The following is a 20,832-nucleotide window of genomic DNA, read 5'->3' on the forward strand; positions in this document are numbered from 1 at the left end:
AAAGCGCGCACCGGTGGCTTATGGCGTTTAGAAAGGCTCATCAACCATGAACGATTCTGCTCTTAAGAGCTTCTGCACCTGGGCCCGTACGGAGCTCATCAAAGGCGTGGAGGCGCAGATGGTGCGCTACGGCATCACCGAACCTGCACCCGCGCCCGTTGGGTCCGAGACCGTCAACGGCCTGCCCCTAAGTCCGGCTGAGATTGAGCAACGCGACGAACTACTGCGCATGCAGGCAGAGGTGGGTCACGAGGCGCTGCGCGACCGAGCGGCCTACACCTGGTTCAACCGCATCGTGGCCATTCGCTTCATGGATGCACGCGGATGGCTCCCCAGCCGTATGCGCATGCTAAGTCGTGCGGACGGCAGCCATGGCAGCGAGGCCGTGGAGAACGCGCTGGACGTGGAGATAGCGACGGCCGATACCGATCGCATAGCCGAGCTCAAGATGGCGGGCTTGGATGAGCCGCTGTGGCGCTACCTGTTTGTGGCTCAGTGCGAGGAGCTTGCCGATTGCCTGCCGGGTGTCTTTGAGCGCGTGGGCGGAGCCATGGAGTTGCTGTTGCCCCAGGGCCTCATGATGGCCGACAGTGTGGTGGGCAAACTCAATGCCGTCCTCACTGACGAGGACTGGCGCGAGGGCGTGACCGTTCTGGGCTGGATGTATCAGTACTACAATGCTGACGTTAAAGACGAGTTCTTCAAGTCCAAGCGCAAGGCAGCGGCGGCGGACATCGCGCCCGCCACGCAGCTCTTCACCCCCGAGTGGATCGTGCGCTATATGGTCGAGAACTCGCTCGGCCGTCTGTGGATGCTCAACAATCCGGGGAGTTCGCTACGCGAGCGCATGAAATATTACATCGAGCCCGATGCTGAGCATGAGGACTTCATCCGCATCTCGAGCCCCGAGGAGATAACCCTCTGTGACCCCGCATGTGGCTCGGGCCATATCCTGGTCTATGCGTTTGAGCTGCTCTTTCATATGTACGAAGAGCGTGGCTATCGTGAGCGCGAGATTCCCGAGCTCATTCTTACTAAAAACCTTGCAGGTATGGAGATCGATTCCCGCGCGGCACAGATCGCGGAGCTGGCGCTTGCCATGTGCGCCCGCGAGCACGACCGTCGCTTCTTTAGGCGTGACGTTCGCGCCGACGTTACCGTGCTCTCGAGCATCCCGCTAGGGGAGGACGAGCTGCCGGGTAACAAGAAGCTCGCCGAGGAGCTGAGTCATTTGGGCGAGATCGGTTCGCTGCTCAATCCTTCAGAGGACGAGATCGACGAGCTCAAGGCTGCCGCCGCGAGTTGTTCCGATGACCTTTTTGCCGCTACGGCCAAAACTAAGCTCGAAAGCGCTGCCGCCATCTGCGAGAAGCTGTCCCGTCGTTTTACCTGCACCGTTGCGAATCCTCCGTATATGGGCAGCAGTAGCTTTAACCCCGTCATGAGCAAGTGGGTCAAGAAGAATTACCCCGACGTGAAGAGCGACCTCTTCTCCAGCTTTGTCGTTCGCATGTTCAGTCTCGCCAAGGACCACGGCGAGTGCGGAGTCATGTCGCCTTTCGTCTGGATGTTCATCGGAAGCTATGAGAAGCTCCGCAACGAGATTATCGACAACAGAACGCTTACCTCCCTCATTCAACTTGAGTACTCGGGCTTCGCTGGCGCGACTGTGCCCATCTGCACCTACACGTTTCACAACTCACTCATCAAGGGCTACAAGGGAGGCTACGTGCGCCTTTCTGACTTCGTTGGCGCCGCTGTCCAGGCTCCCAAGGCCCTCGAGGCGATCCGAAACCCCGACTGCGGCTGGTTCTATCGCCGCGACGCCGAGACCTTCAAGCAGATCCCCGGCAGCCCCATAGCCTACTGGGCCGGCGAGGGGTTACTTTCTGCTTTCTCGCTGGGTGGCTCCATTGGCGATTTTTCGGACTACACAGGGTCTCAAAACAAAACAGGTGATAACAATTTGTATTTGCGCTTGTTTTGGGAGGTTGATGCACATTCGGTTGGGCGTAAGGGCTCGTGGGCCACTTATTCAAAGGGCGGTGACTTTCGTCGATGGTTTGGCAATCTTCATTGGCTGGTTTCGATCAAGAAGGACGCAATTGAGTTTTACCGGAGTAATCCGACCTCCAATTTGCTGGCGTCGAAATATTGGTACAGTGAAGGCATTTGCTACACAATGCTGACATCAGGCAAGCCGAGTTTCAGGCTATTTCCACCGACGGGCGGATTTGACATGGCCGGCCCATGTATTTGCAATCTGGGCCAAAACAAGAACTGGGCGTTGGGCTTCCTCAATTGTTCCATCGCTGCCGATGTCCTCAGCATGCTTAACCCCACTCTTAACATGCAAGTGAGAGACATCAAAGCTCTTCCCACGCTTATTTCCGCTGAGCTTCAACCGGCAATTAATAGTCTGGTCGACAGCAACGTAGACATTTCCAAAATCGACTGGGACTCGTTTGAAACCTCTTGGGATTTCAAGCGTCATCCACTGATTTAGGTGTTTTTATGACCGTAGAGAAGAATCAATTCGACGAAGGTGTTAACAGGGTCTCTAGTCTTTTGGCACTGTATGACAGCCTGCAAATAGAAGGATCTGCTAGAACGTCGAAGGAAAAAAGACCGACGGATATCTTGCGCGCTGCGCTCGTTTTGCTTCATTCGGCGGAAGAGGATTATTTTCGTAATATACTCATTCATTGGTATCCCATAAAGGCTGATTCGAAAGCCTTGAGCGAAGTCTCGCTAGCTGGCAGTGATGGAAGAACATCCAAGTACAGCTTTGATAGATTTGCTTCCTTTTCTGGCAAAACCGTCGATGAAGTAATTTCCGAATCTGTGCGTGAGCATTTTTCGCGAATGAGTTTCAACAGCTATAAAGATATTGATAGTCGCCTTAAAAAGATAGGCTTGTCGCTCGGTGCTTATAAGCGACAAGCTGAAATAGATGCGCTAATTCAGCGAAGGCACAAGGTTGTTCACGAAGTTGATTTAATGCAGGACGAATCAAGTGGAAAGAGCCGAACAAGACCTATTAAATCTGCTCAAGTTCGGATTTGGATGGAATGCTCAATGGACTTGGTTCAAACAATTGATGAGCAAGTGAGTGCTTGGGAAAAACAGGAAACACAACCGCTGAAGAAAGCTCCGTCGGCATCGATGAAACCGTTTGCGCTGGAGAAGAGCCGAATGGGGTATAGCCGTGTTTCTTCAATTTCCTGTTGTTGACAACGTCTTATACATTCATTAAGAGGTAACTAATGTCAATCTTACTTTCTGATAAATACGAGGCTCGTAAGGCCGAGGTCAATGCTCGCTTTGAGCAGCTCCGTGCTAACGAGGAGGAGCTCAACCGCATCTTCGCCAAAATTTACAACATGGAGGGCGAAGTGCCCATCGAGGTCGAGGATAAGTACGTCTCGGTGGCGCGCATCTTTGATACCGCCGACGAGATCCCCGAGAGCTATAAGGGCAACAAATACGTGCGCACCAAGCGCGACGAGATCACCTCGCTCATAAGCTATGCCGTGGGCTGCATGTTTGGCCGCTATTCACTGGATGTGGACGGGCTGATTCTGGCCGATCAAGGCGCCACGGTCAACGACTATCTGGCCAAGATGCCCGATCCCGATCACGTGACCTTTATGCCCGATGGTGACAACGTGCTGCCCATTACCGACGATGAGTACTTTGACGACGACACCGTGCGTTACTTTATCGACTTTGTGCGCACCGCGTACGGCGAGGAAACGCTCGAGCAGAACCTGGCCTTTATTGCCGAGGCGCTCGGCGGCAAGGGCACCTCGCGCGAGGTGATTCGCACCTACTTTTTGAAGGACTTCTTTAAGGACCACTGCCAGACCTATAAGAAGCGCCCCATCTACTGGCTGTTCGACAGCGGCAAGAAGAACGGCTTCAAGTGCCTTGTTTACATGCATCGCTACCAGCCCGACCTGTTGGCTCGCATCCGCACCGACTATGTGCATGAGCAGCAGGAGCGCTATCGTGCCCAGATCGGGTATGCCAACGATGCCCTTGCTGGTGCCGAGCGCGGCGAGCGCGTGCGCTTGGATAAGCGCATCAAAAAGCTCAACGACCAGCTCAAAGAGACCATTGCCTACGAGGAGAAACTGCACCACTTGGCAGACCAGATGATTAAGATCGACCTGGATGACGGCGTCAAGGTCAACTACGCCAAGTTTCAGGATGTGCTGGCGAAGATTAAGTAACTGCAGATACGGTAAGGATATTCATGCCCAAGATCGATGTAGAAGAACAGCTCAGGCTGCGATTTTTGCAGCCGTTGTCCTCATGCGCGCCGCGCCGTGTGGTGGTTTGGCACGATGCAGACGGCGAGTTTGCTCCTGAGTTTGAGCGATTGGCTGCCGAGGGTTTCGACGGCGTGGGGGCCGATGCCGGCGTAATGCCTGCTCACGGTGACTTTGAGCGCCCGGTGCGCTTTGTTGAGGCCTGCGAGGGCCGTATGTTTGCCGTCAAGAAGCTCATCAACCGCGATGACCTTGCGAGCGATATCTTGCTGTATCGCCGTTGCCCGCGCGGCAGGCTTGAGGGTGATTGGCTTGCCGATGTTGAGCTGTATGCCGATCAGTTCCAGGCTGACTATCTTTCGCTTTTGGCCGATCAGCTGGGCATCGAGAATATCGACGCCGTGCGCGAGAGCCTGCGCGAGCACAAGACGTTCTTTGAGGCCAAGACCCGCTGTGCTAAGTTTGCCGCGTGTGTTCCGCATGTCTCGGGCGCATCCGATATCGAACTCGGCATCCTTGCGGTGATATTTGGCGGTAAAGAGTTTGTCGACGCGCGGCCCGCGTTTGTACTGCGCGGCTGTATGACCACGCTGCTGCACGAGGGCCCCGAGGCGCTGGCCGAGTTGGTGGACAAGTACTGCGTGCGTGATGTGCTCTCTGCCTTCATCGTGCGTTGCTATGGGTTTGATGGGCCGCTTTACGAGCGTGACTCATTGCTTATGCTTGCATCCCATGTGCTCCTTACGGCGGCATCCACCGCGCTTCCCGAGGGAGCGCTCAAGGGGCTTGAGAGCCATGTGGCTCCCGCCTACGGGCCCTATTGCCTTGAGGCGGTGCGTACGTGGGACCAGACAGCCGATACCCAGGCATCGAGCGAGGACCTATTTGAGATTTGCCGTTTGGTTGAGGACGCCCGCGGACTCTTTGCACGGTTCGAGACCTTGCCGATCGATGTGCTGACCTCGCTTGATGTGTTTCCGTGCGTCAATGAGGCCGTGCTCTCGCAGCTGTTCTGCTCGTTTGCCCAGAGCGCGGACCGTGTTGAGGATGCGCGCGCATTTGCTGCGCGTCGCTGCGACCTAAGCTGGTACCGTCGTGTCGAGAGCTACTTTGACCTGCTTGCCGCTGTGGCCGATATATGCGCGTTTAGACAGGCGCACGCGGGCGGCTTCCATCTGGCGCAGCCCCAGCAGGTGTGGGATGCCTATACGTCCGATTGGTATTCCATGGATGCTGCCTATCGCCATATGTGCACCGCGTATCTGCGGGCGCGCTCCGTCGAGTGCGATACGCTCGAGGAGCCTGCCCGCGCTGTGGCGGACTGGGCGGAGAATCTCTACAGCAACTGGTTCTTGGCCGACGCCAATGCCTGCTGGGCGACCGCTGCGCAAGGGGAGTGGGCCGATTGCGGCTACATCGAGGGTCCCGAACGACAGGATGAGTTCTACTGGCATGTGCTGCCCACCTTTGTGGGCTCTGCCAAAACGACGGTCGTTATCGTGAGCGACGCGCTGCGCTATGAGGTGGCCCGCGACGTTGCGGCACTGCTCGAGCGCGAGCGCGGCGGCAACGTCAAGGTCTCTAGCATGCAGGCGGTCTTTCCCTCCATTACCGAGGTGGGTATGCCCGCGCTGCTGCCGCACCAAGCGCTTAAGCTTGCAGCGGATGGCTCGTTTGTGCTGGCTGACGGCATGCCCGCTGCGACGACTCCGCAGCGCGAGGCTGTGCTTACCCACGTTGAGTCCACGGCCCGCGCCTTGCGCTCGAGCGCATACCTCAACATGGCGGGAACCGAGCGCAAAGCGCTGCTCAAGGACTCCAGGCTCGTCTATCTCTTCCACAACAAGATCGATGCCACGGGCGAGAAGGCCGCTACGCAGGATGACGTTTTCGATGCCTGCGCGGACACCGTGGAGGAACTTGCCGCGTTGGCGCGCCGCGTGTGCACCGACGCCCCGGGCGCGCGTGTTGTCATAACGGCGGACCACGGCTTTATTTACACGCGTCGTGAGCTCAGCGAGTGCCAGATGCTCGGCAAACCGGACCTTCCCGTCCTTGACGCTCCCGTCATGTACGGCAAGCGTCATCTGGTGGTGCCCAACGAGGCCGTGGGCGAGCTTTCGGACGAGGTGCGCGGCGTGTTTGTTAATGTTGACATGGGACGTTTGGGCGCCGGTTTTGAGGGGTTTGCCCCGCGCGAGAACGTGCACTTCAAGCGTCCCGGCGGCACTAACAACTACGTCCACGGCGGCATGAGCCTGCAGGAGCTCTGCGTGCCCGTTATCGGTTTTTGGCGTGCGCGCTCGGGTTCCAAGGACTTTGTCGACACGCGCGCGGCGACGCTGCGCGTGCTAAGTGAGGGACGCCGAGTGACCAACTCGCTCTTCTCGGTCAACTTGATCCAGGAAGAACCTGCCCAAGGTAAGGTCTTGCCGTGCGAGTACGAGCTGGTGTTTACCGATGCAAGTGGCAACGAGGTGAGCGATACGGTCAAGGCGCATGCCAACAAGACTTCTGTTAACTCGCAGGAGCGCGTGGTGCATGCCAAGTTTGCGCTGCATGCGGCGGATGGATTCTCGGCCAAGGGTCCGTACTATCTGGTTTGCCGCGAGCGCGAGACGGGCAAGATCGTTTGGCGCGAGACGTATACCATCGCTGTTTCGTTTGCCCCTGTTGCTGACTTTGGTTTTTAGGAGTGTGCCCTATGTTTGATAGCCATGACGACGATCTGTGGGAAGTTCCCTCGATTGATGCGGATGCGCCGGCGCAGGCTGCGGTGCCTGCAGGGGAGGCCGTGCCTGCCCCGGAGGCTGAGACTGCCGCGGAGGCCGTGGCTTCCGCGCTTGTCCCGGAGCCGACGGAGACCGCTGCGCCCGCTGAGGCCGAGGTGCCCGTCGAGGACGAGTCCTCGACCGATGGCTATGCCCAGGCCGCGGCCGAGGCTCCCGAGGACGACGGTTACGACATGGATGTGCTGGACGGTAAGCTGCTCGAGCACTTTGGCGGCAAGATCGTGCGCAAGGACCTGACGGCCCTTATGAAGCGCGGCGCCAACGTGCCCACCTTTGTGCTGGAGTACCTGCTGGGCATGTACTGCTCAACCGACGACGAGGACGCCGTGGCGGAGGGCCTGGGGCGCATCCGCAAGATCCTCACCGATAACTACGTGCGTCCCGACGAGTCCGAGCGCATTAAGTCCAAGATCCGCGAGCTGGGTCGCTTTACCATCATCGATAAGGTGACGGCCAAGCTCGACGAGTACAAAGACATCTACGTGGCGTCGTTTGCCAACCTGACCATTGAGCCGTTTGTGATGCCGGCCGAATACGTGCGCGACTATTCCAAGATTCTCCAGGGTGGTATTTGGTGCATTATGAGCATCGAGTATCGTCGTCCCATGGAAGAGGAAGATGAGTTTGGCATGGAGGTCTTTGGCGACGATGCGCCGCGCCGCTCCAAGGCCAAGCGCAAAAAGCGCGGGCCCGAGGACTCTCCGTTTAGCGTGGCGTCGCTCACGCCCATCCAGATGCCCAACCTGGACCTGGACGCCATGATCGAGGAGCGTCAGTATTTCTCGCGCGACGAGTGGCTCAACATGCTGCTGCGCTCTGCCGGCTATGAGCCCAGCGAGCTTTCGGAGAAGGAGCGCCTGCACTTTATCGAGCGCATGGTGCCGCTGATCGAGCGCAACTATAACCTGTGCGAGCTTGGTCCCCGCGGCACCGGCAAGAGCCATATCTACAAAGAGGTTTCGCCCTACGCCATTTTGCTTTCGGGCGGGCAGACCACCACGGCCAACCTGTTCGGCCGTATGAACTCCATGCGCGCCGATCGCGTGGGCTTGGTGGGCCATTGGGATTGCGTGACGTTCGACGAGGTCGCCGGCATGCGCTTTAAGGACACCAACGCCGTGCAGATTATGAAGGACTATATGGCGAGTGGCAGCTACGCGCGCGGCCGCGACCAGATTAACGCCGATGCCTCCATGGTCTTTGAGGGCAACATCAACGACACCGTGCAAAACGTCCTTAAGACCACGCACCTGTTTGATCCGTTCCCGCCGGAGTTTAACAACGATTCGGCCTTCTTCGACCGTATCCACTATTACCTGCCGGGCTGGGAGATTCCCAAGATGCGCTCGAGCCTGCTGACCGGGCATTACGGCTTAATCACCGACTGCCTGTCGGAGTTTTGCAAGGAGATGCGTCGCAAGGACTTTACGCACCATATCGACCGGTATTTCCGCTTTAACAGCGACTTTAACAAGCGTGACGAGATCGCCGTGCGCAAGACCTTTAGCGGCCTGGCCAAGCTGCTGTTCCCCGACGAGGCTATGGACAAGGACGACGTGCACTGGCTGCTGGACTACGCCATCGAGGGCCGTCGCCGTGTAAAGGAACAGCTCAAGATTATGGCGGGCGTCGAGTTTATCGACGTCAACCTGGGTTATATGGATGCCGACAACCCGCAGGACGTGCACGTGGTGCGCGTGCCCGAGCAGACCGAGGACACGCTGATTCCCGACGGGCCGCTGCTGTCCGGCCACGTATTTGGCGTGGGCAGGTCGCAGGGCGGCGAGGTTGCCGTATACAAGCTGGAGAACAAGGCCGTTGCCGGCGAGTGCAAGTTTAAGTACGAGGGCGTGGCCTTTAACAAGCCGGTGCGCGATACGCTTGAGGCCGCGTTCGACAATTTTGTGAACCTGGCGAACCGCGTGGCGCCGGGCATGCACATTGGCTCCAAGGATTACCTGCTGTTCTACAACGACCTGCAGAGCAAGGGCCTGTCCGAGGAAGTTTCGCTCGCCGAGTTTGTGGGACTTTGCTCTGCTGCGTGCAACCGCCCGGTGATGCCTGCGCTTGCGATTCCGGGAATCTTGCGCATGTCGGGCTCTATGGACGAGATCCGCGGGCTCGAGGACATTATGCGCGTGGCCAAAAACGCCGGCGCCAAGCGCGTGATATTGCCGCTGAGCGCCATCGCGGGCCTGCAGAGCGTTTCGTCCGAGATTATTTCGGGGTTGAGCCCGGTGTTCTACATGGATGGCGACCCGGTCGATGCTGCGAAAAAGGCGTTGGATCTATAGGGATGCGAGCGTGGGGGCTTGCGTGCGCGAGGTGTTTGATGCGCACGTGAGCCCGCGGGCATGTTGGCGCGCTGCGCGTGAGGAGGCCTTGCCATGGCGGAAGAACGTTCTGTTGGCGAGCTGCTCGATGAGCTCTTTGGCTTTGAGTCGGTAGCCAAGCGTCAGACGGCGCTTGAGCAGTACGATCGCGGGGAGTTATTGCGCAAGGCGCGCTCCCGCGAGCTACTGGCCGTGATCGGGGGCGTCGAGGCTGCCGAGCGTGCTGCGCGTGAGTCTGCCGTGCGGGCCGTTGACGGGTATGTAAGCCGCGTTGAATTTGATTCTCTTGCGCGCGCTCGCAAGCAGGTAGGCGTTGTGGGCCCGTTGCAGATGGAGCGGCGCTATGCTGCCTTTTTGCGTATGGAGGACAAGGCCGAGCTGTTGGCCCACTTGGAGCAGACGCTTGCGTTTATCGAGGTAAAGCTGCGTGCCAATACGGCGGACAGGGTTCGTGCGGCGTACGATGCTGCGGGGGCTTTGGTGCTGCAGGGCGCGGCGCGTCTGAGTGACGTGTGCGTTGTGGATGCGGTGCCCCTGGATGCCGATCTGCTGTGCACGCAGTTGGAGCAGCTGCGTTGTGCCGCCGACGCAACGGACCTTGCCGGCATGATCACGGCGACGTTTGAGTCCGAGCTGAGTGCGACCGGCCCGCAGGGTGCTGACAGGTTTGCGAACGATGTGGCTGGCGATGTCACTGGCGATGTGGCGCTGGAGCGCGAGCTTGCGAATGTGCGTGGCGCTGCGCAGCGATCGCGCTTGGCAGCTCAAGCGTATCGGGCCGAGCGCGCTGCCCGCGTTGCAGGGAGCACGGTGGAGCCGGTATCGTTGCCGAAGTCTGCTTGCGTCGCGTGCGAGACGGGGTGCGATGCCGGAGAGCTTTCCGAGTTGCTCTCTCAGGTTAAGAAGTCGTTTGAGACTTATAGGTGCGTTGTTGCCGATGGCGGGTTGTTCCGTGCCTTTGGCACCGGTTCGCTGCATGGGATTTGCCGGGGTAGCAGTTATTTCGACTACGATGATCGGTTTGACGAAGACGTGTTGGTGGGCGAGTACGACGGTGCTACCAGGCACAATGTCCGGCGCGAGGTTGCGATTCCCGAGCTTGTGGACGAGGCTTCGGCCGACGGCGGCGACTCGCTCGAGGTTGCCGTGGCGCGCATGCGTGAGTTTAACGGACGGCGCTACGATGGGGTGCTGGATGAGGATCCTGCGCGCCATGTGAATGCGTTTTGGTATGGACTCAAAAAGCTCAGCCAGTACTGCGAGGCCGCCGTGCGTGTGGACGAGCGTGCTTGGGATTGCTTTATCGATAAGGTGCAGTTTGCTTACGACGAGCCCGTGGGGCGTTTAGCCACGCAGATGGATGACAAGCAGGTTGCGGCTTTTGTTGCCGCTGTGAATGCGCTCGGCGCTGCTGAGTAGGGGCCTGATCCGGTAGGGGGTCACCATGAAAATCGACATTAATGTTGACCAGCTGCGCGAGAGTATGATCGACCGTGCGGGGAGTGCAGCCGGCGTGGGCTTTCCGGCCGCCATGCTCGACGTGATGGATATCGAGGACGAGTCACCTCAAGAGCTCCTAGCCCGAGCCGAACGCGAAGGCCTCGACCTCCGCGACTTTGCCGTCGATGACGACGCTGAATGATGGCCACCTTTGCTATTGACGAACATATGTTTGTATTTTATACTCATGCTTGAATATACGCCCAACTTCATGGTATAAATTAGGTGGTCATCTCTTAAGAGAGGGCTTCCAAGTGCCGGGGACGTTTTCCCCGGCTTTTTTATTAAGGATTGCCCATGCGAGAGCTGAGTATCTTTATTGATGAATCTGGAAGCGATGATCTTCGTGAAAAATACTATCTTGTTGCCTTTGTTTTTCATGAACAAAATATTCCCATCGCTGAGGGAATAGAGAAATATGAAAGGGCGGTAGCCGATAGCGGATTGCCGCTCCTTCCGTTCCATGCTTCTCCTCTCATGAATGGAAAAGATCAGTTCAAAGACTTGGACATCTGTGAGAGAAAAAGGCTGTTTTCACTATTTCGAGTTATGTTTCGACATTTGCCCATCTCGTACAAGGTGTTTGTATTCAAGACGCATCGGTATCGAACTCTCAAACAGATCGCTGATGCGATGCGGCGTGAAATCATCGATTTCATATTCGATAATTTGAGTTGGTTTCAGCAGTTTGATGCTGTGAAGATTTACTACGACGGAGGACAGGGTTCGGTTTCGAGTGCGCTTCACAAGGCAATCGATTACGCTTTGGCTAAAAATGCAGTTATCTATAAGCCAACAACTTCATCGGATTACTATTTGGCTCAGGCTGCGGACTATATCTGTACCATTGAGTTCACGAGTCTGAAATATCAGGCGAATAAGCAGACTAATACTGACCAGAAGTTTTTTGGTGGTAGTACTGCGTTTAAAAAAGGCTTACTAAAAGAAATAAGAAAGAAGGCTGTCGTCTAATGGACAGGCCTCGTATTGCATAAAAAATGCCGGAGGTAAGACCCCGGCTCTTGGAGGCCCCTCTATTCGAGGGTACCGACATCTTTATAACAGAAACCGCATGTCGGGTCTACACGAGACATTTCGCTCGATTTCCTGTTGACCTAAAAACAAAAATGCCGGGGGGATCCCCCGGCCCTTGACTGCCCTCCATAAAGGAGCGCAATCCATTTATACCATGGTTGCGATGCGAGCGGTGGCTCATTCGGCCTTCTTTTTCCTCAGCTTCTTGCTGAAGTTCTATTTAATGTGACAAAGGGACTGCCCCTTTGTCATATGGGGCGACGGGGTGTTTGTGCCCACGGCTGTGCGAAAATGCATGATAAACCGTCGTAACGGAGTCCAACGACGTCGCGGCGGTTCTATTATGGCCACCCGCTGGCTAAGTGAGTAGGCTTTTTTGGAAATGCTGAGCACCCGAAGTCTTTTCTTCAACAAACCCGCAGGTCACAGACTTGTGCTTTGGTGACGTAGTCGGCGATTCGACAAAAGCCTACTCACTTAGTCTCGAGAGACACTAACTGTCCTCAACGAGACCCCTGTCGGGGCGATTGATGCTCAAATGTAGCCAATACGGGACGGCTGTCCCTGGCCGCTACGACGCCAGCGTGGCAATGACGGCTTCGTCGCCGGCGTGGACTTGGGTGTTGCCGTCGGGGATGATCGTTTGGCCGTCGCGCTTGAGCATCACGACGATAAAGGGGTGCTTGCCTTGCGGCACGTCGCGCAGGCGCTGACCGGCTAGGCGTCCATGGGGCGTCACGGTGACCTCGCGCAGCGTAACCTCGGCACGCTCCTCAAACGTCGGCGCGGCCATAACCAGAAGGTCGCCTTCTTCGATCACGGTATCCCCGTTGGGCAGCACCGGGTGCGCGCCATCGCGCCGCACCAGGATGACGAGCATGTTCGTAGCGCTGCCAATATCGGCAAGCGAGCGCCCGGCAAACGGATGTCCAGCTCCCACCTTGAGCTTAACAAACGACATGCCGTCTTCGTCGCGGTAGTCGTTAAACGTGCGGCGCACGTCGCCTTCTGCGTCGATCATGTCGAGCTTTTTCGCCACCGCCGGCAGCAGCGAGCCCTGCACCACGATGCTCGATACGGCAATCACAAACACCAGGTCAAATAGGTCGTGACCGCCGGGAATACCGGTCACCACGGCAAAGAGGCTAAAGACGACCGAAGCCGCGCCGCGCAGACCCGCCCAGCTTATGAGCGCAACCTGGCGAGGGTTCGTCTTAAAGGGCGCCAGCAGCACGCCAACGGCGATGGGGCGGCTCACGAAGAGCATAAACGTCATGAGCGCCAGGCCCGGTAGCAGCATTTGCGGCAGGCGGGCGGGCGTCACGAGCAGGCCGAGCAAAAAGAAGATGGTCATCTCGGCCATTTCGGTGAGGGTATCGAAGAAGTGCGCCATCTCGACCTTGCCGGTGATGTCGCTCGCACCCAGCACAATGCCTGCCAAGTATACGGCCAAAAAGCCGTTGCCGCCCAGATAGCTCGGCAGCGCATATGCCACGATGGCCACGGCAAACAAAAAGATGGTCTGCGCGCCCTCGGCCGTTGCGTGCGCGCGCTCAATCAGGCGGCTGGATATCCAGCCGATGGCAAGGCCCAAGCCCACTCCTAGGATGATTTGCTTGGCCAGCAGCACGGGAATGTCGATGTTGCCGCCCGCCGCGAGGGTCGCGAGCACGGCGGTGAGCATGTAGGCGACGGGGTCGTTGGAGCCCGATTCGACCTCGAGTAGCGAGTCGGTGCCACCTCTCAGCGACAGGCTGTGCTCGCGCAGCACGCTAAAGACGCTCGCCGCGTCGGTCGATGCCACGACTGATCCCAGCAGCAGGCCGCCGATCCAGTCGAAGCCCAGTACAAAGTGCGCGAACACGCCCGTGATGCCAGCGGTGATGACGACGCCGAGCGTGCTCAGTAGCACCGCGGGCACGGCGACGGGTTTGGCACGGTCGATGTTAGTGTTAAAACCGCCGTAGAACATGATGAACAGCAGCGCCGTGCTGCAGACGGTTTCGGTAAGTGCATAGTCGCTAAAGTCGATGTGCGCCGGGCCGTTGACGCCCAGCAGCATGCCGAGCGCGATAAAGATGAGCAGGGTGGGGAAGGGGAGCTTTTTGCCGACGGGTTTGATGGTCAGGCACAGAATAATGACGAGCCCGATAAAGAGAAGTATCTGGTTCATGGATGGTGTCCGCTCCTGGGTGGTTTGCGTGGCACGGTCAGTTGTCTGCGGTTATTTGTACCCAAAGATGGTGGGTTTATGGGGGCGGATTGCGGGCGTGCGCATTTTCGACACGAGGCTGCGATGCGAGCGTCGCTGGTCGGGGCGCTGGGCCAGACGGCGTGGCGTGGGCGGCGCGGGTTGGCAGGCGTGCGCTGGCGACCGTTGACGGTATGCAACCCTTTCCAGCTTTATTGCAACGGAGTACAATGGGTAACGTTTAAGTTCAACTTGAAGTTTTAGTTGCGGCTCCGGGCTTCGGTCGCAATGTAAAGAGAGGCGTTCCATGGCGATCTATGTGACATCCGATGCTCACGGGCACGTGCGTGCGCTTGACGAGGCCCTGTCCAAGATTTCGCTGACGTCCGACGATACGCTGTACGTGCTGGGCGACATGATCGATCGCGGGCCCGATCCGGTTGGCGTTATTAAGCTCGTGCGCTCGCTACCCAACGCTCGCGTGCTCAAGGGCAATCACGAGCAGATCATGCTCGACGCCATCATTGGCCAGGATCCGCTCGATGCCGAGACCTGGGATATCAACGGCGGTTGGACTACCCGTCAGCAGCTCAACGACATGGAATTTGAGGCATACGAGGAGCTCGTGCGATGGATGGCCGCGCTGCCGCTCTACGCGGTGGTCGAGACCGAGGAGCGCCCGTATCTGCTGGTACATGCTGGAATCGAGATAAAGGCGGCGCGCGCGTTTTTGCTTGAGCATGGCGTCGATTGTGCCGATGGCGTCGGAGCGGTGGGTGCCGATTGCGAGCTGCTGCAGCAAATGCTCGCGGTGCAGTCGTCCGATGACCTGCTGTGGATTCGTCACGGCTATTGGGATGTGCCGACAGGGTTGCTTTCTGCCGACGGCAAGGGCCCGGTCGTGGTGAGCGGCCACACGCCCACGGTGTCGCTCGGACGTTATTGCGAGGTGGGCGGCCTGGCGGGGCTCGATGAGGAGTCGGGTCGCGGGCGGATTGTACGCCTGGGCGGCGAGGATACCGCCGGTGTGCCCGATCGCATCGACATCGACTGCGCCGCCGCCACTGGGTCGGAGTTTGGCCGCGTAGGTATCCTGCGGCTGGATGATGGGGCTGAGTTCTACGCGAATATCAATCCTGGAGAATGATGGCGCAAGGGGTAGCTAATTTGGGACGGAGCCTTTTTGACTACTTGCCCTTCTGCCCATCAAATGATTTTTCTGGGACGGGGATTAAATAATCATTTGGCTGCCCACTGGCTAAGTGAGTAGACTTTTTTGGAAATGCCGAGCACCCAACATATTTGCCTCAATAAAACCGCAGGTCGCAGACTTGTGCTTTGTCGGTGTGGTTGGGGATTCGGTAAAAGTCTACTCACTTAGTTTTGCATGATGCATATTGTCCGCAACAAGACTGCAGCCGGGGTGATTCCATCGCAAATTCCGGTTCCGGGGGCAGCTAATTAGGCGCCGTATGGGTTGCGGGCTCGTTCTATGCGTTGGCGGATGTGGGCGTACTCGATAATCAACAGTACCAGCAGTGGGGCCATGATGGCTAGGTAACTCACGACGGCGCCCATCAGACCCAGCAGCTTAATCAGGATCACCGGCAGCACCACGCTTACGGCGAAGCAGATCAGGTAGATCTTGGTGACGTCTCCAGCGTGGCGCAGCACCGTGTTGATGGCGTAGATAAAGTCGATGGCCGCGGTGACGCCGCCGGCGACGACCATCAGCAGCGCCAGCGTACGGTAGCGTTCAAAGCTGAGGCCGTACATAAAGCTCATGAGGGAAATACCGGGACCTGCCATAAATGCGGCGCACATGCCGGTGATGACCACGATCGGCGCCATAACGGCAACAATAATCAGGTCAAAGCGACGACGCTTGCGAGGATTAGCCCAAATGCTCGACAAGCGCAGGAGCTGCGGTTTATAGATAAATCCAATGCTCAGCAAAATAGACTGCGCCGGAAAGAACAGGGCATTAAAGTACAGCTGATATTTGTATGCCAGTGTGCCTTCCATCACAAACTTGGGCATGCTCTCGATAAGGTTGAACAAGAACAGTGCACCAAAGAGTGGAGCGCACTGGACAAACAGGTGGCCGACCTCGCGAAGGCTCACGCGGCGCGATTTTTCGGTCTCGAGCAGGGCGAGCGGCGCGGTGACCAGCACGAGCGAGGCGATCGCGGCGATGCCCATGGCCATGGCCGCGATGGGCATGCTGCGCGTGAGGAACAGCGCCACGCTGAAGACCGCGATGACGCCGACGGAGCGTAGCGTTTGGCTCATGCCAGCCAGGTAGAGTTTGTCGGCCTGCTGCAGGCGACCTTCGTACACGTCGGCGACGCCGTCGATGACCTTATACAGGTAGACGCCCAGGCCGATCGTCGCCATCTGCGCGTCATAGCCGCGGGCGCTGCTGTACATGAGGCCGCAGCCTAGGGCGAGCGCTCCACAAAGCCAGCGGTTGAGCTGGTAGGAGGCAAAGGACGTCTTTTCGTCGATGTCCGAGACCTGGAAATTGCGCACGCCGTAGTTGCACGCGATCATGATGAGCGTGCCGGTGACAAAGGCGATGGAGAATTTGCCTGCTTCTTCGGCGCCCACGAGCTGCGTAGACACGATGGTGAGCAGTGGAAACGCCAAGCCCCACACGGCGGTGCCGAGGGTGTTCCAAAGATAGTCGCGACTAGTGGCGTGCTCCTCGTATTCCGCTTCCTGCATGGAGAAGCCGCCGCCGTAGACGGCGCCGAGCAGACGGTTCCACCAAGCGTTGACCATGCGGCGGACGGGGCCGGGCTCCCGATCGCGTTCGCGCCGGCGACGGCGCGTGGCCTGGCTGCTGTCGGGGCCGCCGGCGTTGCGCTGGCTCAGCTCCTGGATGCGCGCGAGCTCTTCGGCCGTGTGGGAGGCGGGGAACAGGCCGTTCTCGATGCGTCCGCCCTGGGCCCTTGCGGTGCCGCTGCCCGCTACGGCGGGGTCGGCGACGCCATTGCGGCGGGCGATGGCGCGGCGAATGCTATCGAGGGGCGTGATGCTCAAAGCGGGGTCCTTTCTATTGCTGCGCTCTAGTATAGACGCGACGGTGTTCGCTCGTGTTTTTGAACGGATTGTTCAATATTTTCGGCAGGCGGCTGTAATTTGTCGGTAAACGTGCCGTCGGCACTTGGGGACGCTCCTTATTTGCCGGCATCTGGGGACATTCCTTGTTTGTTGCCTGTTCAAGAGTGTCCCCAACGACTGGTCATTTAAGAACGTCCCCAATGACTAGGCCGCTTGCGTGCGATTTTTGACCGTTGGGCGGGCGCTTCGTCGTTGCCGCAAAAACGTTTTTGCATATCGGGTACAACGGGCTTTACGTGAGTAAAGTGCGCGCCGCGTCCACGTGTCGCGTTTTTAAAGGAGGCCCCATGCCTGGTGTTACCCCTGCAGAAGTTCTGTCCAACTTTGGCATTACGCTGGTCGAAGACCCCGCCGAGAACCAGCCCCGCCTGCTGGTTGACCTGCCGGCAGCCGAGCTCGTCGAGCACGCCATCCGCCGTGAAGAAGGCCGCATGGCCTCCAACGGCGCACTGGTGATCGAGACGGGGGAGCGTACCGGACGCTCGCCCAATGACCGTTTTATCGCCGACACCCCCGATGTCCACGACAAGATCGCCTGGGGCGCCGTCAACCGCCCGCTTTCGATCGAGAGCTACGAGACCATCAAGGCTGGTATCGTCGACTACCTCAACGAGCGCGATGTGTTCGTTACCCGCGGCATGGCGGGCGCCGACCGCAACCACACGCGCCGACTGCTCGTCGCCTGCGAGCGCGCCAGCCAGGCACTCTTCATTAAGCAGATGCTCGCCCGCCCGCTTGCCCGCGAAATCGCGCGCACCGGCGAGCCGGACTTCTGTGTGCTCGCCGCGCCGGGCTACCAGTGCGATCCCGCCATCAAGGGCCTCAACTCCAGCGCCGCCGTGGTCATCAACTTCCAGGAGCGCGTGATTTTGGTCGCGGGTACCGGCTACTCCGGCGAGATCAAAAAGTCCATCTTCAGCGTCATGAATTACCTGCTGCCCGTCGAGGACGACGTGCTGCCCATGCATTGCTCGGCTAGCATGGATCCCGTCACGCACGAGACCGCGGTGTTCTTTGGCCTGTCGGGCACCGGCAAGACCACGCTTTCGGCCAACCCTACGCGCCTGCTGATCGGCGATGACGAGCACGGCTGGTCCGACATGGGCATCTTCAACATCGAGGGCGGCTGCTACGCCAAGTGCGAGGGCTTGGATGCGTTCCACGAGCCCGAGATCTTTAATGCCGTTCGCTTTGGCGCCATCTGCGAAAACGTGGTGCTCGATGAGGGCCGCAAGCCCAATTACGATGATATTTCGATTACGCACAACACGCGCGTGGCCTATCCCGTCGAGCATATTCCCAACGCGTGGACCAAGGGCATGGGTACCACTCCGAGCGTCGTGCTGTTTTTGACCTGTGATGCCTTTGGCGTGCTGCCGCCCATTTCGCGCCTGACGGCCGACGCCGCCATGTATCACTTTGTGACGGGCTTTACGGCCAAGATCCCCGGCACCGAGGTCGGCGTCACCGAGCCCACGCCTACGTTTTCCTCGCTGTTCGGAGAGCCGTTTATGCCGCTCGACCCTCTGGTCTACGCCAAGATGCTCGGCGAGCGTATCGCCGACGGGCGCACCCGCGTCTATCTGGTCAACACCGGCTGGATCGGCGGCGGTTATGGCGTGGGCCATCGCATCGAGCTTGCCTACACGCGCGCCCTGGTGGCCCGCGCTCTTGACGGTACCATCGAGGATAGCGAGTTCGTGCACGACGATATCTTCAATGTCGACATTCCCACGACGTGCCACGGTGTGCCCGACGGCATCCTGGTGCCGCGCCAGTACTGGCAGAGCACCGCGCGCTATGACGAGGCCGCGCACAACTTGGCGGTGATGTTCGAGGAGAACTTCGAGAAGAAGTACTCGCACCTGCCCGAGTCCGTTAAGGCCGCCGGCCCGCACGCCCATGCGTCCGCCGAGGCCCGTCATCGCGGCCGCGGCCTGCTGGGACTCCGCCACTAGCGTTGCCTCAGGTCCAAAACCACCATAAAGGGGATAGGCACCTTTGCGTTGGTTTTGCTTGGGCGGATGACTCGGGTTACAATACGCCTGACATATCGTCCCCTTCTCCGGATGGGGGCAGCGTAAGCGCTCTTGTGGCGGCACCGTAGGACTTTGAAGGTGGCCGCTGTGAGAGCGCTTTTTGTTTAGGTGCCCTCGCTCGGGCGCGCACAGTGAAGGGAGAGCGTATGAAGGGCTTTGTTGCCGAGAATTCGTTTTGGGAGCTGTTTCCGCAGGCAGCGGTCGGCGTCGTGGTCGTAAAGGGCATGAAGCCCGCGGCCCAGATTCCTCAAGAGGATGTGGATGCCATTGCGGCGCTGCTTGACCGCGCCAACATCGATGCGGAGCGTCATCTGACCAGCGATACTATCAGCGAGAACGCGCCGGTCAAGGCATGGCGCGAGGCCTATCGTCTGTTTAAGACCAAAAAGGGCGCCCGCTGCTCGATCGAGAACTTGCTCAAGCGCGTGCTCAAGGGCAAGCCGGTGGGCCACATCACGCCTGCGGTGGACATCTACAACACGGTGTCGCTGACTTACGCGCTACCCGTAGGAGGCGAGGATTTGCATGCGATTGAGGGAGACCTTCGCTTGAGGGTGACCGACGGTGGCGATGCGTTCTTGCCGCTTGGCGAGGAAGCGGATGACCCGACGCTGCCCGGCGAGCTCGCCTACATCGACGAAGCAGGCGCCGTGTGCCGCTGCTGGAACTGGCGCGACGGCGTTCGAACGGCCCTGTCCGACGATTCGGCCGATGCGTTCCTGGCGATTGAGTGTGTTGAGCCCGAGCGCATGGGGGATTGCCAGGCCGCCATCGATCGCTTAGCCGAGCTGCTCGAGCGGTATTTGGGAGCGACGGTTGTCGTTAAGACGCTTGTGACCCGCAACAATCCCTGTGTGGAGCTATAGCGGCGCCTAGAACCTATTGATGCCCCAAACCACCACAAAGGTGCCTGTTCCCTTTGTGGTGGTTTTTATGTTGATGGGTTAACAAATGGGTCGCGTGGAGGCGGCAGTCGCTGAGTACGGCTAAGATGTTTACCCGTTAGCATCATGCAAGCGAAAGGCGGTCGTCTCCCATGCAGCAGAACGACGAGACACGTTTTGAGGATTTTGTCGGACTGATTGGCGGGCTCTACAAGGAGATTCAGCGTATCAAGACGTCCGAGGGCGCAAGGCTGGGCCTCAAGGGCTCCGACGTCATGTGCCTGTACTACCTGGAGCGCAGCAAGGACGGCATGACCGGCGCCGACCTTGCTCGCGTGGCCGGCGTGACGCGCGCTGCCGTTTCGCGCACGCTGGCGCACCTGGAGGAGGGCGGCTTTGTCGAGGTTGATGACTCGGGCGATGCTGCCGTCAAGTACCGCGCCCCGGTTCGCCTGACCACGCTTGGCGGCGAGAGCATGAACGAGGCCGACCGCATCATCCACGACGTGCTCGACACCACCGGTAAGGCCATGGGCGTGGAACAGCGCGAGCAGATGTATGCGTCGCTGCGTACGATTCTCAACACCCTGCGCGAGATCTAAGACCGCCAAAGCATTTTCTTCCAACTAGCAACTGCATCGTCCCGTTTGAGCGTATA

At 58.7% G+C, this 20,832-nt stretch carries 14 protein-coding genes; 12 read left to right on the top strand and 2 right to left on the bottom strand.

What is annotated here, in order from left to right; all coding sequences use genetic code 11:
• Positions 1–46 precede the first annotated feature (46 nt).
• The 8 genes from pglX (at position 47) to PMX72_RS06650 (ending at position 11,871) form a co-directional block, all read left to right on the top strand.
• Positions 47–2,506 (top strand): BREX-1 system adenine-specific DNA-methyltransferase PglX, encoded by a 2,460-nt coding sequence (gene pglX / locus PMX72_RS06615; RefSeq protein WP_271729194.1) that lies wholly within the window; start codon positions 47–49, stop codon positions 2,504–2,506.
• An 8-nt stretch (positions 2,507–2,514) separates the two neighbouring features.
• Positions 2,515–3,234: a HEPN domain-containing protein gene (locus PMX72_RS06620; RefSeq protein WP_271729192.1), complete on the top strand. Its 720-nt coding sequence runs from the start codon at positions 2,515–2,517 to the stop codon at positions 3,232–3,234.
• A 32-nt stretch (positions 3,235–3,266) separates the two neighbouring features.
• Positions 3,267–4,235 carry a BREX-1 system adenine-specific DNA-methyltransferase PglX gene (locus PMX72_RS06625; RefSeq protein ID WP_271729190.1) on the top strand — a complete coding sequence of 323 codons (969 nt, stop codon included), beginning with the start codon at positions 3,267–3,269 and terminating at the stop codon, positions 4,233–4,235.
• A gap of 23 nt (positions 4,236–4,258) precedes the next feature.
• Entirely contained in the window at positions 4,259–6,967 is a 2,709-nt protein-coding gene (gene pglZ / locus PMX72_RS06630) for a BREX-1 system phosphatase PglZ type A (protein WP_271729187.1), read from the top strand.
• Positions 6,968–6,978: 11 nt separating this feature from the next.
• A complete protein-coding gene (gene brxL, locus PMX72_RS06635) occupies positions 6,979–9,360 on the top strand; it encodes a protease Lon-related BREX system protein BrxL (protein WP_271729186.1) in 2,382 nt (793 codons plus the stop codon).
• A gap of 93 nt (positions 9,361–9,453) precedes the next feature.
• A complete protein-coding gene (locus PMX72_RS06640; RefSeq protein WP_271729185.1) occupies positions 9,454–10,818 on the top strand; it encodes a hypothetical protein in 1,365 nt (454 codons plus the stop codon).
• A gap of 25 nt (positions 10,819–10,843) precedes the next feature.
• Positions 10,844–11,041, top strand: coding sequence for a hypothetical protein (locus PMX72_RS06645; protein WP_271729184.1), 198 nt, complete (start codon positions 10,844–10,846; stop codon positions 11,039–11,041).
• A 155-nt stretch (positions 11,042–11,196) separates the two neighbouring features.
• Complete coding sequence (locus PMX72_RS06650; protein WP_271729183.1) at positions 11,197–11,871, top strand: DUF3800 domain-containing protein; 675 nt, start codon at positions 11,197–11,199, stop codon at positions 11,869–11,871.
• Positions 11,872–12,505: 634 nt separating this feature from the next.
• Here the strand turns inward: PMX72_RS06650 and PMX72_RS06655 are convergent.
• Positions 12,506–14,107 (bottom strand): potassium/proton antiporter, encoded by a 1,602-nt coding sequence (locus PMX72_RS06655; protein WP_271729182.1) that lies wholly within the window; start codon positions 14,105–14,107, stop codon positions 12,506–12,508.
• Between the two features lie 325 nt (positions 14,108–14,432).
• On the opposite strand from PMX72_RS06655, the gene PMX72_RS06660 reads away from it, so the two are divergent.
• Entirely contained in the window at positions 14,433–15,272 is an 840-nt protein-coding gene (locus PMX72_RS06660) for a metallophosphoesterase family protein (protein ID WP_271729181.1), read from the top strand.
• Between the two features lie 314 nt (positions 15,273–15,586).
• Here the strand turns inward: PMX72_RS06660 and PMX72_RS06665 are convergent, their stop codons facing one another.
• Positions 15,587–17,170, bottom strand: coding sequence for a lipopolysaccharide biosynthesis protein (locus PMX72_RS06665; protein ID WP_334203743.1), 1,584 nt, complete (start codon positions 17,168–17,170; stop codon positions 15,587–15,589).
• A gap of 368 nt (positions 17,171–17,538) precedes the next feature.
• Between PMX72_RS06665 and pckA the strand changes: the two genes are divergently transcribed.
• The 3 genes from pckA (at position 17,539) to PMX72_RS06680 (ending at position 20,776) form a co-directional block, all read left to right on the top strand.
• Positions 17,539–19,209, top strand: coding sequence for a phosphoenolpyruvate carboxykinase (ATP) (gene pckA / locus PMX72_RS06670; protein WP_271729180.1), 1,671 nt, complete (start codon positions 17,539–17,541; stop codon positions 19,207–19,209).
• 227 nt (positions 19,210–19,436) lie between these two features.
• Positions 19,437–20,156 (top strand): B3/B4 domain-containing protein, encoded by a 720-nt coding sequence (locus PMX72_RS06675; RefSeq protein WP_271729179.1) that lies wholly within the window; start codon positions 19,437–19,439, stop codon positions 20,154–20,156.
• A 170-nt stretch (positions 20,157–20,326) separates the two neighbouring features.
• Positions 20,327–20,776 carry a MarR family winged helix-turn-helix transcriptional regulator gene (locus tag PMX72_RS06680; RefSeq protein ID WP_271729178.1) on the top strand — a complete coding sequence of 150 codons (450 nt, stop codon included), beginning with the start codon at positions 20,327–20,329 and terminating at the stop codon, positions 20,774–20,776.
• The last annotated feature ends 56 nt before the right edge of the window (positions 20,777–20,832 follow it).

Origin of the sequence: Collinsella aerofaciens, from assembly GCF_028207065.1 — a bacterium.
Classification (GTDB): domain Bacteria; phylum Actinomycetota; class Coriobacteriia; order Coriobacteriales; family Coriobacteriaceae; genus Collinsella; species Collinsella aerofaciens_AR.